The following is a 12,789-nucleotide window of genomic DNA, read 5'->3' as shown; positions in this document are numbered from 1 at the left end:
ACAGCTATCGTCGCGTGGCGCGCCGAACTAGCACCGCTGCTCTCAGTGCCACGGGAAAACGCAACCGATCTGTTCCGGATCGAGTCAATCGCTTGGCCCAACTAGACATCGTGGCATCGCGAATTTCGTCAAGAGCGCTTCTTTGTGATGAGACAGTCGACTGCGGTCAATCCGGTGCCATCGGCGGCAAGGATGACCGGGTTAACATCAATCTCGCCCACCTCGTCGGCAAGGTCGATGCAGAGCGTGCCGAATTTGACGATGCAGTCGGCCAGCCCGTCCAGATCCGCCTTTGCCCCGCCGCGGCTGCCACGCAAAACACTTGCCGCTCGCAACCGACCGATTTCCGTGTGGACATCGGCTGCATCGAAAGGCGGTAGGAGCACGCGGACGTCGTTCAAAGCCTCGACCCAAATCCCGCCCAGGCCCAAAGCAATGACCGGTCCGAACTGGCGATCGAACGTAGCGCCAAGCATCATTTCGGTCCCCGGCCTGGCCATCTCCTGCACAACAACTCCGGCGATCTCTGCTTCGGGTTGATGCGACCGCACCGAAGCAACGATCTTCTCGAACGCGCCTATCACCTCCTCTCGTGAGGAGATGTTCAACATGACGCCGCCAACATCCGTCTTATGCACGATTTGCGCTGACTCGACCTTCATTGCTACCGGGAAAGTGAGATCTTTTGCAATGCGAGCTGCCTCTTCCGCATCCGTGGCGAGGGATTCGCGGACGACTGGAATGCCGTATAGGGCAAGCAGGCGCTTGCCTTCGCGCTCCGTCAGGATGTCGCCCTTGGCCGCACGCAGGATGCGCATAGCCTCCGTGTAGTTCGCGCTACGTTGTCCCCATTGTCCAGATAGGCGATTGTTGGATTTGCGGGTGCGCAAAAACTCAGCATAGTCCATAAGCGCGGAGAGCGCCTTGAGCCCAGTATCCATCCCTTGCAGGAATGGCATACCGTCGAATTCGGCCTTCGGCTCAATCATCGGATATTTCGGGTCGAGAGAACTATGAAAGTGGCCGCCGGCCAAGCCCATGACCGCGAAGACCACCTCCGGCGCCGCCTTGGCTGCATTGGTCAACGCTTGGCCCTGAAGCCCGCGCATATCCAGCCACGCAGGGAAGCCGCGTCCCCAGACTATCACGTCGTAAGCGCCGCACGTGGCGAGAGCATCAAGAGATTCGTCCAAGATGCGCCGGTCATAGTCACTTTGAGCCGTGAGATCGAGCGGGTTGCTGACGCTGCCAAACGCAGGAAAAACTGCCTCGAGCCGCTTCTTCACTGCCGGTGGTAGCGGCGGAAACTCGATACCGCGGGATTCGGCGAAGTCCGACATCAGACTGACAGCGCTGCCGGAGAGAGAGGCAAATGCCACGCGGCGGCCGCGCGGACGCTTGGTTGAAGATAACGCGGCCGCGGTCTCGATTAGGTGATCAATATCATCGACGCGAACGACACCCAGCTTCTTCAGAACGGCATCGATCGCGACGTCCGAACCCACCAGTGAGCCGGTATGGGTCAAGGCTGCTTGACGAGCTGCCTCGGAGCGGCCCACCTTGATCATCACGATTGGCTTGCCTACGTCAGCAGCGCGTTCGCAGGCTTTGATGAATTCCCGCGGGCGCTTGATCTGCTCACTGTAGCAGGAAATGACCTGTGTATCTTGGTCATCGACGAAGTAGTTAATGAAATCCGCCAGGTCGGTACAGGCTTCATTGCCTGTGGTGACGACGCGCCCTATCCCGATTCCGCGAGCCAGAAGCGGACCGATCAGACTGTAAACAAACGTGCCGCTCTGTAATACGGCACTGATTCCGCCGGCCTTCATAGAATGAAAATCTAGCGGTACGGCCATGAGTCGGTTGGACGCGTTCATCAACCCAAAGCAGTTCGGACCGACGACCGGAATCCCCGTCCGCTCGGCCCATTCGGCCAGCCAGCGCTGTTTCTGAACGCCCTCCCCGCCCTGCTCGGCGAAGCCGCTTGAGATGATCTGGATTGCGCCCACACCAGCAGCTTCGCAATCCTCAAGCACCGAGGGGATAGCGGCGCTGGGGACGGCGACCACTGCGAGGCCGACCGGATATGGAATGGCCGTCAAGCTCGGAAAGCATGGCACACCCTCGATCTGATCGTAGCGCGAGTTCACCGCAGCAGTCGCGCCCGAGAAACCCCATTTTTTGATGTTCACGAGGACTTCCGTGGCGAAGCCTCCCTTTTGGGAAGCTCCGACGATCACGACCGATTCTGGCCTGAAAAGCCGGTCAATCCTCTTCGCCATGTCGCTCGGCTTCGTCTCCTGCGTAACGAGGTCGGATGCTTCCCGCACCACACGATCAACTTGCATATCCACGGTTCCTCGTTCCCCTTCTGCAGTTCCGTCTGTATCCACCAAGTCTGGAACGGTGCGTTTAGCCGGGAGCCAGCGGGAGGATCTTAAAACGGTCAAGCTGGCGCGACACAGCGCGCTCACCATCTCGCTGAGTATGCCGAAGCTTTGGAGCCGAATTCCTCTAATAAAATCCGATTGTGCGCATAAAATATGCGCCCGCCTCGGAATGCGCAAAGCTTCCGTGCTTTAAGTTGGCCGGCGAAAAGTTGCTCACAGCGCGGGATTTTCGCTCCTTGCCTCTGGCCCAAACGGGCATCGCGTGCCATCCCGACTCAATTTCAAAGCGATCTAACTGACACACGCAGGGAAAACCGTCTTCAAAACCCGGCCGCATACCGAATTCTCTCCTTCCCTCTGCGATGGCCCGGTCCCGGATGCGCCCGAAATTCGCAAGCCTCCAGTTTGGCATCCCAAATGAGAGCAGCAGAAGCCCCGCAAGGGGTACGACAAAGAGCACCACGAGGAAGATGCTTTCGGGCAGCAGCAGTCGGACGCAGAAATTTTGGGGCGGCCAATCATGCCGAGGGTTCGGCATGCGCCGGTCGGCATTCGAAATCGACTTCACCGTCCCTTCCATACGGGCTTACGCTTCTCGGCAAAAGCTTTCAGGGCCTCTACGAGGTCCTCCAAGTTAAACACCTTCTTGGCGATCGGCGTCTCTTCTACCCAGCGGTTATCATCGTGCCCGGCCGACTGAAACATTATTTCCTTGCTCGCGGCCAATGCCAGGGGCCCATTCTCCAGTAATTCATCACCAACTTCAGCGCTTCTTCGAGCGCTTTCCCAGGCTCCGCGAGGCGATTGATTAGACCGAATCGTTCAAGCCACGTCGCTTCCTTGAAGCCGCCGGTCAATATCAGCTCCATGGCCAAGTGATACGGCACACGGCGCGGCAATCGAACCAGGGCACTGCTCGCGAGCAGGTTGCGCCTGACTTCGGGGGCACCAAATTTAGCATTTCGCGCCGCAACGATCAGATCGCACGACAGGCACGTTTCGAAGCCGCCGGCTACAGCGTAGCCTTCAACAGCAGCGATGAGAGGTTTTCGCGCAGGACGCCCCATGATGCCGAAGCCGCCACGGGGCTGCGGGGGGGCACACCAAGCTTAGCTATTTCCTTGAGGTCCGCGCCAGCCGAGAAGTTGCCTCCAGCACCTGTAATCACGCCGATGAACAGACCGTCATCCTCATCCAGAAGGCCCATCGCCGCGTTCATCGCGTTCGAGGTTTCGCGATCGAATGCGTTCCTCGCTTCGGGCCGGTTGATCGTGATGATCACAATGGGGCCGCGGCGCTCAGTCAGAATGCGCTCGGATGGTTCGTTCATTCGGTTCTCCTTCAATTCGTTCTGGAACTACACAGGCGCTCGCGAGCCGCACTTTCTTATAGGTGGCTGCACCAGGCGATCTCGCAGGGGCGAAGTGGTCACTGGTATCGTGGCCTTCGCGCGAACAAAGCCTGGCCCACGAGTGAATTGGCGAGCGCCAGCTCAGGCTAGTGAATGAAGCGCTACTGTGCTTGTCCATGCGGTTTCTTGCCCGAAACAGAACTCAATCGTTCCGCATCTTTAAAGATCGTAACAACCACGGGGCTTCGAAGGACCGCGAGAAAACCAGCGCTTTTGCACAATTTCTGCGTAGAGGCACTCATTCGTTCAGGATTTCCAGCCACCGAAGTGAAACCCAAGGTCCAGAATAGCGGGTATCAACGAAGCGGTTCGGGTTTCGGAAAAGGCTTCTACCCGTGTGCGTTTGAAGCGGCAGTCGACGCGGGCTCGAGCGACTTGCTCACGCCAACTCCTAAATCATCAAGTTTATCATTCTGAACACGCCAATACGGATAATGAGCAGGCGAGCCAGCTGACAACCCTCGGCGTTGCCAAGCTCGTCATCATCTTCATCGTGGACTTTTCGCAGTCGGTTCGAAGAACCTGCCTTGATGACGAAGCCGCGCCACTTGGGCCAATGACACGCATGCGCTCGGAATACGAGCTTATCAGCTCTTGCCGTCAGGAACACCGGACCACAACGACGGGCTGACGTCGCTTGCTTGCATTGAGACGCTGCTCTTGAGTGTTGCTCATGATACTGTCTCGGTTGCCTTTAATTGGCTGCTCACGTGGCGAGGTCAAGAGAGCACCGGAACGGTGAGCCCCGACGAGGACTTCCACTCTGTCGTTTTTCGAGGACCAGGCAACTCGGCCGCATTCCGTCAACGGAGCCGCTTGGGCTCGCACCGGCGCGTTTGAGATGAAAACGCAGATCGTGAGCGGTAGGGCGTGCTCAGCAGCAGGAGAAGAAGGGCCCTGTTGGCTTCATATGCAGCAGCACACCGAAGGTCCTTCGCGCCCGTCATGATCATTGAGCCTTCGCTGGTGTAGACTGACCAGACCCACCTTCGCCCACGCTTCACCAGGAAGATCTTATAGACTGGAAATCGGTCAGACATGGCCCTTCCCGTCGGTTGGCCACAACCCGGCGTCAACCCGACGCCTACAGTACCCAGCGACAAGTTCCCCCGCAGTCATCACAATTGGGCATTGAACATCGGACATGACGGCACAATAATCCGCTCTCCGGCCTGCTCTTTTGCAGGCCGTCCTAGCTCATGCGCGATCGCGTGCTTGTCGCCAGCTAGCAAGTACCATTATACGCGTCGTTTCTCCCTGACAATTGCGAAGCAGCTGGAGTGCGGGGTCCGCTTCGCTTACCTGATTTGGCGCTCGCGAAGCTGAAAGAAGTATCTGGTGTTCTCGCGATATCACCATCGGTCAGCCTACATATGCTCAGGCTCGCTCGTCTTCTGATGTTGGTGAGCCGAGCAAAGCAAATTGGCACCAAGCCAAGAACGCACAAAATAAGTAAAGGGATGAGAGCGAACTACAAGTCGCCATCAAGGACTCATTGCCGCGAAACAGCTCAGATGAGGTGCGCTTTTGGGCGCTGTAGGCACCGAGGTCTATTATCTTTGCTAACATCTCTGTCACTGATAATTCCCACTCTTTAGGGCTTCTTGATTGGCGACTTCTGGCAAATGGCCCATGTTCTATTGAACCCTGCCCGGAAGCGCTCGGCGCACTTCTTGGAGCAAAGAGCAGTTTGCCAGGAATAGTAGCGGACGAGGCCAAGCCAAGCAGCACAGGGACGCCGTGGCTGTTTTGGCCCATTCCGCTTGGAGCTGTGCCAGCGAAATCGTCCGGGACGGAATAGTCGCGAATTGTGCGCTTGATAAGCAAATAATGTGCTCGGTATCGATTGCGATCAAGCATCCGACTGAAGAGAAAATTAATGTTCGGGGTCATTCCACATTATATCAATGGCGAAGAGGTGTAAGGTCGAGGAGCTAGGATCTCGCCCGTATTCAACCCAGCCACCGGCGAACAATCGGGCACGCTCGGCTCGGGTTCAGCCGAGGACGTGCGAGTTGCTGTCGGGGCGGCCCACGCGGCCTTCCCGGCCTGGGCCAAAACACCGCCGCTCCGTCGCGCGCGCATCCTCAATCGCTTTTCGGTTTTTGGAAGACCGGCTCGACGAGCTCACGGAAGTCATCACGGTCGAATATGGCAAGGTCCTATCGGACGCAAAGGGTGAAATTCAGCGCGGAATGGAAGTGGTTGAGTTCGCAACCGGTGCACCGCAGCTCCTGAAGTGACCGAGAATGTCGCCTCGCGGGTCGACAGTCACTCGCTGCCAGCCATTGGCGTTGTCGCAGGAATCACGCCGTTCAACTTTCCGGCAATGGTCGTGGCCACCCCAGAAGCACGCATTGCAGCCTAGTACTAGCAACAGGAATGCGCAGCTTCCGATAGTTCTTGCGCGAAACTTGCCCGACACCTCTGAGGCCGACGCCGTGCACACTTGGAAAAACTGCGCTGTTTACTGAAACAAAGCAGAATTTCCGCGGCAGGTCGCCACAGATCAGCGAGCGTCACCTTTGATGGGCTCTATGATCGAGAGTCGGACATAAGCGGAAGCTAAAGGATTCCAGTCACCGTCGACTTGGCCGACTTCAGGACTCCTGATTGCTCAAGGTTGGAGGGCGATCCTGAAGTCGTCCATCCGCATAAAGGGGGGATACCAATGCTGTGCGCTGCTTGGCCTGAAGTGACGGACAGCCTGGAGTCTACAAGGCGAAGTGCCGCACTGTTCCTAGACAGTGTTTCGGGACACTACGAGGCCAGCAGCCGGCGGCACTTCGTCGCAAGATGGATGAACATTGGAGATGCTCACTGCCTGTTCGCAGAGCTGAATGCCGAACGGGGCGCCTTCGATGCGGAGGCGGAGGCTTGGCTTTGTGCATTAACCGCATATGAAGTTGCCAGACGACTTGTCGAAGAAGACGATCCACAAGCGGCACACGTCTCAGCCAAACTGGAAGCTGGCATCAGTAATTTCGGTTCTTTAGAGGAGAGGCTACGGCGTGTCGACATCGTCTCCTGGGATGAACGCAAGCTTCCTGCCTACTACGTGCCCGCCGGCGGGCCCAAACTCTGTACCCCAGCAGTTATTTGCATAAGCAGGGAGGACGAAACAGGGACGATGCTGCTTGGAAGACTCCTGCCCGTGATAGCCGGCCGAGGCATGGCGGCTCTCGTTGTCGCTTACGACGACGTTTCGGATAGTCGGCTTGGACAATTAGAAATTTTGTCTTCTTGCTTGGACTATTTGTCTGCTCGACCAGAAGTAGATGCCTCTCGACTTGGGATCTACGGCGAAGGGCTGTCGGCCGCCTTAGCGACCGATTCCGCGCTAGCTGATCGCCGCGTTGCCGCGGCGGTTTGCGACGGAGGTTTATGGAATTGGGCTCGTACTCAGGCATCCATCTCGTGGATGACGAGAACCTCTCACGTATTGGATGATCAGTCAGCTTCAGTACTTCGCTCGCGTTTGGCGCGACGGTTGAAATGCCCGATCCTCATAGTCGCAGGTGGGCGCAGTATCGTCAGCATCCCGGAGGCCATCAAATTAGAATCTAACTGCACAGCGGCGCGCATTGATCTCAAACTGTTGATGCCGCGGCTGGGACCGATTTCGGACGGTGAGTTCGACAACTTTGCGGCCTGCGATGAAGACATTTTCGCATGGCTAGAGCATAAGCTTGCGCATGCTTCAGCTTCTTAGCAATTTCTTAGCCGCTTCAAAACACATTGCCAAACCAATCGGATGGACTTGGCGAATACCGCGCAGGATCCGGTCGTCTGTAAAGCATCACTCGCTCGTCAAATACCGGTGCCACGGGGAACGTAGGATTTCGGCTATATGAGGCCTCTGTTGGCAGTGCTCCAGAGTTCGCTACGCTTTAAGTTGTCGTCCGTAAAGAACTACCAGCACCTTGAGCTGGAATCGGAAAGCGCAATAAACGAGAAGGATTTGCCGGGAATCGTGATCCGAGGGGAATTCCTTGCAAATCTGAGTCGTGATTCTAGCGGATGAAGGGGCGATGCGACGCAAGGAGCGACGGACAGCGGCCAGGCCGATCTTCTGTGCTCGAGGCTGGATGCGATCATCGACATGGAGCGCGCTGTGAAGCTGACGCGGATGATCGACGGTCGTTTCTGGAAGAACGATTCGGCACGTTCTATTTGCAGCGTATTTGCTCGGGATCTATGATCGGGCTCAATGAGCCGGCATCGTAGTCGGCGGCATCCCAAGGGGTGAGTTCTGGCATCACGAGCTGAAGGTGCGGGCCTTTCCGATTGTCGCTTCCGCGATGTGCCGCATTACGAAGCTCCCGGTCTACAGCATCACGGACCTCTGTCCTGAATGAAATCGGTCTATGATCGGCAGTCAAAACGTGCTGCTTGGCAAAGGTCACGCGATCGGGACCAGATACCCCCATCCCGTAAGCCTTGCTCGCTTCATCTGTCAGTCCTTCCTCGGCCCGGACGGCATCGTCTATCGATTTCTACGGCTGGCGATAGTCAATTGCTGTTTTTGGTCCAAAGCAGGCCATCGCACCAGATGTATTCAACGCGTCCCCACCGGCAGGCTGCTGCTGCATCCGGAAAGAACCCTCGTCCATGGTGGTTGGCACTCGTATTGCAAAGCAGCGGAATGCCCGTGAGTCTTTCATATTCGATCAGAAGCTCAGCTACTTTTTGCTGCGACGTCCTCGAAATTGTTTGTAGTCGGGCAGATCCGTCGAGATGTACAACTGCAGGGATTTTGTCCCGCCATTCCATCCGAGTCTGATGATCGAACAACATGTAAGGATCCGGCGTTCCCGGGCTAAAGATATCCGGCGCACGATCCTCCAGGCATATCGGCGCCACTGGCCGGAAGTGTTCGCGAAGCTTGATGTCGTTGAGATAATCTTTCATTCCCGCCGACGTCGCGGCTGCGAGGATGCTTCTGCTACCCAGTGCCCGTGGTCCGAGCTCGGCGCGGCCGGCGAGAAACACAATGGGCTTGTCGCTCGCAAGTATGGTGGCAAGCTCGCGCATGCTGCACGGTGCAGCCTCCCATTCAGGCGGCACATCGCCACTCTGCAGGGCCGGGCCGCTATAGACTGACCAATCCAGCGGCGCGAAGCCTCTGTTCGCCGCCATTTCGGAGCAAGCGGTACCTATTGCCGACCCGCTGTCATTCGGAAAGGGCGGCACCCAGACGGCGTCGAACAAGCCGGTCGCACGTAGTGCACTGTTCCATTTGATATTAAGAGCGCAGCCACCAGCTATACACAAATTGCGTGTCGGAACGCACGAATGCCGGCGCAAAGCGATCGTCATTTCCTGTATGAGGAGTCGCTCTAGGAAAACATGAAAAGATGCAAGCACATCTTCGGGTCGCTTGGCCTTCAATTGCAGCTCGCTGACGTCGAAGAAGTCGTGCATAGCCGCAAGTGAGGGCTGCCAGTTGTTAATGTTCGCACGGTAACGTCGGGCAGGCTCCGTCTCGCCTGCAAAGCGCTCCTCGTAGAGCTCTCGAAATACCGTCACGATATCTTCATCAGCAGACCCAAGAGCGATGTATGCCATCACCTTGCCGGCAATACCTGGGTCCCAGCTGGTACGCTCGGCCCGCCTATAAGGTCCGAAGTGATGGCCCGCGGCAGCATAGGCATGGCCTCTCACCGAGAATAGGCATTCGAGGAACCGGGCGCCATGGCTTTCGACATAATAAAGACGTGGAAAGGTCCCCCCGTCCCACACTAGGCAGAATGCAGGCTGTCCGGCTTTGGCAAAGGGGCTGGTGCAGTATGCGGAGGCGACATGGCCCGAGACGTGCGGGTAGCTCTTATAAGGGAAAAGCTTGCCGGCAAGCATCAGTCCAAAGTCGTCGTGCGCAGTAAGGAGTCCGTCGGTGCGGCGCTCAAGATACGGAGCCCCTTTGAGAGCGGTAGGCGTAGCACCACTGAGAACCTGGAACTGCGACTCGACCTCGCCGCTCCAGCCGTCGATGACGAACTGATCAACGTCGCGCGGATCTAGACCGTGTTCCGCCAAGGCAAGGACAATTGCGTCGAGATTGTCAATGGTTTCATATCTCGGATTGTTGTTTCGCTTTTCCTGTTCGACACAAAACACAAGCCGTTCGTTCTCGACAAGAGCGATCGACCCGTCGTGGGTCAGTTTGATACCGCAGATGCGCATAGTGCCTCCATGCCTACGTCGGCGACGACTGTAGGCGATTAATAGCCGGGTCCTGCATTTCCGTGAGTGCGCCTGCCCCACTCAATTTCTAGGGCATTTGCGATGACCTTAGGAAACGGACAGCGGCCGCATTTCTCCCGCTCGAACGGACTACTCCTGAGCCGCCACGAATCGGCAACATCTAATTCCCGCCCTGACAATTGATATTTCCGATTCCAGCTCAGGACTTGTTCGCCTTGTGCACGATCGCTTCCTGTTTGAAATCCTGCCGTCATCACTAATCTTGAAGAACGTCCCAAAAACTGGATCACAACTTCCCGAACCACCCCTAGCACTCGGTCTAGCGATATCAGGTCTTACGTGAGATCCATTTTTGCGCTCGTTTGGTATGTTGACAAAGTTTGACGTCCACCGAACATCTCGCTTGGCTGATCGTTGGTCAAACGCGGCTCCTATTCTGTCGCCCTCCCCTAGGCGAAGCATGATTTGGGCCAAGTGCGGATCAGAGGAATCTCTCACGATTTCGCGGGACGGCTGTCGCGTTCGGAACCAGCTTGGCGGGTTGCAGACGTCGCGAGCGTTTGGCTTCCACCCACTGAGCCCAGCGTCTAAATTTTTTCAAGCGCAAGCATGACCGGCGTGGTTGCCGGGTTGGGTCGTTAGAAGAAGCGTCGCCGCAACCGTGGATTCATGCTGGCCGGGTCGGGCTAGATTATCACATTGCGATCGAGCACCACCAGTACTCGGTGCCGTGGCGCTTCGTGCCGTGAGGTCGAGGCCCGCATTACCGCACGCACCGTCGAAATCTTCCTTGATAGGAACGCATCGGCGCCCACATGAGTGGAAGCGGTAACGGGCGGCATACGAAGATCCTCGTACATATGCCGACCACCCGCGCAAACGAAGGATTCTTGATGCTTTATTGTGTAAGAGGCTTACTGGTCCGCCAACGAACGCCTGTGCCATTCGAGCTCATTTTGCTGAGTACGGAATCATTGTCGGGCGAGACCGGCAATAGGTGGATGGTCTAGTCTAGGTCATGTGGACAATTACCTTAGCCAGAGCAGAGCTGCGGCTATAGCGACGACGGCGATTTAATTTCTCGCGGTCTTTTCGTATCGCGTTGCGAGGCGCCCGAACCGCTTCAGTTTTGAGAAGCAGCATTAGATCAAGTGACCGGCACAAAGGAGCTTGTTGAGTGCATATTTTGTCGCGCGCGAGGGATTGTTTGGAATGACGGTCTGTGCGCCCTTTGCGGCGATGGCGGTTCGGAAACGCATTGGAATCGTAGGCCGCATCGCGCGCCACGACTTCGGCTGGCAGCCCTCGAACGGCTCGGCCTGGGGCGCATCGCCGGCTTGGCCCGCCGTCAGGAAAGAAACGGACCGAGCAGCCCAAGCCGCGGACAGCCATATGGATTTTTTCGTCAGGCCGCCGCGCGACCGCCCGATGGCCTTATTTTGAGCCCCCGCTTTTGCGCCGCTGGCTGGGTGTGCGCGGACGATGGTGGAGTCGACAGTCAAGTATTCAAAATCCGGATCATCTGCCAGCGCTTCGAACATGCGCAGCCAGACGCCTTTGGCGCTCCACCGGTTGAAGCGCCCGAAGACACTGTTCCATTCACCGAACGCTTCGGGCAGATCACGCCATGGCAAACCGGTCCGAACGATCCACAAGACGCCCTCGACACACATTCGGTTGTCGCGCCCCGTTGAACCGCGCTGGTCCGGCCGACCGATGATCGGGCCGGAGATACGGTCCCATGCGCATCGCTCAGACCGACCCGGTCCATGACACAAGACTTCCTCCTAAAAGGAAGCCTTGAATCACGGTCCCGCTGATTTGAGACTCTTGAGGGTTCAATCTTGAGGGTTCTGTGAGGTCGCGGGCAGGCGTGGGCCGCGTGCTCGGTCGTGCGTGCGACCTCATAGAAGCCGGATTGAACGAAGCTGCGGAGTTGTGGGCGCTATGGGAATAGTGCAGCGGGTGCGGCTGTTGGGAAGGCGCGCCCGTGGTCGCCGCGCGTTGGCGAGTCATTCATCGGATGTAAGGGACCGGATTGATCGGGCCGAGGGCGCTGCGCGGCGAGGGATTTGCTGCGCTGGAATGCGTGGCCGAACGATTGGCGGGATGTTCGATGACGAGCGCGGCCATGGCAACTTCGGACGTCGCCGTGGAGAAGGTGATCACAGAAGGGGCGAATGGTGCAGGCGCTGGTCATGACGTACCGCAACGAAACGGTTGGTCGCGCGCGCAGGTTCGCGGCACGACATCGACGCGCCGTGATGCCGCCGCAATGTGAGCGGGCGGGGATCTCGCATGTGGTGAGGGCATCGGTGGTGGCTTCTTGATCAATTGGCGCGTTGCGTACGTCAAGGAGTTGACGACAGAGGGCGATCTTATCGTTGCGTCCGCCATTGGCGAGGAAGCCATAGTGGTGGATGCGATGGAAGCCGTCCGGCAGGGTGTGCAGGAGAAAGCGCCGCATGAACTCGTCGGCATCGAGCGTCATCAGCTTGGTCTTGCCCTCTTGGCGATAGTCCTTCCAGGAAAAACTCACCTTGCCTTCGGCAAGCGAGATCAGCCTGCTGTTGGCAATGGCGACGCGATGCGTATAGCGGCCGAGATAAGCCAGCACCTGTTCAGGCCCGCACTTCGGGCAATGCCGGTTGCGGCAGGTAATGGGCGACGCCCATTACCTGCCTTATGGGCAAAGCCGGTAATGGGGAGCTGGCGGCAATTTGATCGCGCTCCTGCACCAATCACCGCCAACCCCGCTCTCCATTACGAGGTACGCCTGAG

At 57.5% G+C, this 12,789-nt stretch carries 8 protein-coding genes and 3 pseudogenes; 3 read left to right on the top strand and 8 right to left on the bottom strand.

Translation table 11 applies throughout. The features are described from left to right. Positions 1-128 precede the first annotated feature (128 nt). The 5 genes from IVA82_RS21315 to IVA82_RS21300 form a co-directional block, all read right to left on the bottom strand. A complete protein-coding gene (locus tag IVA82_RS21315; RefSeq protein WP_247493515.1) occupies positions 129-2,351 on the bottom strand; it encodes an acetate--CoA ligase family protein in 2,223 nt (740 codons plus the stop codon). 166 nt (positions 2,352-2,517) lie between these two features. After that, positions 2,518-2,961, bottom strand: coding sequence for a hypothetical protein (locus tag IVA82_RS21310; protein ID WP_247493504.1), 444 nt, complete (start codon positions 2,959-2,961; stop codon positions 2,518-2,520). Positions 2,962-3,097: 136 nt separating this feature from the next. Beyond that, positions 3,098-3,460 (bottom strand): enoyl-CoA hydratase-related protein, encoded by a 363-nt coding sequence (locus tag IVA82_RS48290; protein WP_253075580.1) that lies wholly within the window; start codon positions 3,458-3,460, stop codon positions 3,098-3,100. Continuing rightward, positions 3,406-3,723, bottom strand: a complete 318-nt coding sequence (locus IVA82_RS48285) for an enoyl-CoA hydratase-related protein (RefSeq protein ID WP_253075579.1) — start codon at positions 3,721-3,723, stop codon at positions 3,406-3,408. The genes IVA82_RS48290 and IVA82_RS48285 overlap by 55 nt, the downstream gene beginning before the upstream one ends. Positions 3,724-5,181: 1,458 nt before the next feature. Beyond that, entirely contained in the window at positions 5,182-5,697 is a 516-nt protein-coding gene (locus IVA82_RS21300; RefSeq protein WP_247493503.1) for a hypothetical protein, read from the bottom strand. 46 nt (positions 5,698-5,743) lie between these two features. Here IVA82_RS21300 and IVA82_RS21295 point away from each other — a divergent pair. Further along, a pseudogene (locus IVA82_RS21295) lies at positions 5,744-6,139 on the top strand (aldehyde dehydrogenase family protein); the annotation flags it as partial. A gap of 465 nt (positions 6,140-6,604) precedes the next feature. Next, positions 6,605-7,516 (top strand): hypothetical protein, encoded by a 912-nt coding sequence (locus IVA82_RS21290; RefSeq protein ID WP_247493502.1) that lies wholly within the window; start codon positions 6,605-6,607, stop codon positions 7,514-7,516. Positions 7,517-8,316: 800 nt separating this feature from the next. On the opposite strand, the gene nodU is transcribed toward IVA82_RS21290, so the two are convergent. Further along, positions 8,317-9,987 carry a nodulation protein NodU gene (nodU, locus tag IVA82_RS21285; RefSeq protein ID WP_247493501.1) on the bottom strand — a complete coding sequence of 557 codons (1,671 nt, stop codon included), beginning with the start codon at positions 9,985-9,987 and terminating at the stop codon, positions 8,317-8,319. Between the two features lie 698 nt (positions 9,988-10,685). Here nodU and IVA82_RS21280 point away from each other — a divergent pair. After that, positions 10,686-10,877 (top strand): annotated as a pseudogene (locus IVA82_RS21280) (IS21 family transposase); the annotation flags it as partial. Between the two features lie 273 nt (positions 10,878-11,150). Here IVA82_RS21280 and IVA82_RS21275 read toward each other — a convergent pair. Beyond that, the gene (locus tag IVA82_RS21275; protein ID WP_247493500.1) at positions 11,151-11,786 is read right to left on the bottom strand and encodes an IS5 family transposase; all 636 of its coding nucleotides are present in this window, start codon (positions 11,784-11,786) and stop codon (positions 11,151-11,153) included. 608 nt (positions 11,787-12,394) lie between these two features. Next, positions 12,395-12,637: pseudogene (locus IVA82_RS21270) on the bottom strand (transposase); the annotation flags it as partial. Between the last annotated feature and the right edge of the window lie 152 nt (positions 12,638-12,789).

Source organism: Bradyrhizobium sp. 142, from assembly GCF_023074015.1.
GTDB lineage: Bacteria > Pseudomonadota > Alphaproteobacteria > Rhizobiales > Xanthobacteraceae > Bradyrhizobium.
The sequence above is the reverse complement of the archived record's forward strand: the minus strand, read 5'-3'. Positions and strand labels throughout refer to the sequence as shown.

What these genes read in the sequence shown, in the direction of transcription:
- IVA82_RS21315 (WP_247493515.1), bottom strand. Translation starts at nt 2,351, where the DNA reads ATGCAAGTTGATCGTGTGGTGCGGGAAGCATCCGACCTCGTTACGCAG.
- IVA82_RS48290 (WP_253075580.1), bottom strand. Translation starts at nt 3,460, where the DNA reads ATGGGGCGTCCTGCGCGAAAACCTCTCATCGCTGCTGTTGAAGGCTAC.
- IVA82_RS48285 (WP_253075579.1), bottom strand. Translation starts at nt 3,723, where the DNA reads ATGAACGAACCATCCGAGCGCATTCTGACTGAGCGCCGCGGCCCCATT.
- IVA82_RS21300 (WP_247493503.1), bottom strand. Translation starts at nt 5,697, where the DNA reads ATGACCCCGAACATTAATTTTCTCTTCAGTCGGATGCTTGATCGCAAT.
- IVA82_RS21290 (WP_247493502.1), top strand. Translation starts at nt 6,605, where the DNA reads ATGAACATTGGAGATGCTCACTGCCTGTTCGCAGAGCTGAATGCCGAA.
- nodU (WP_247493501.1), bottom strand. Translation starts at nt 9,987, where the DNA reads ATGCGCATCTGCGGTATCAAACTGACCCACGACGGGTCGATCGCTCTT.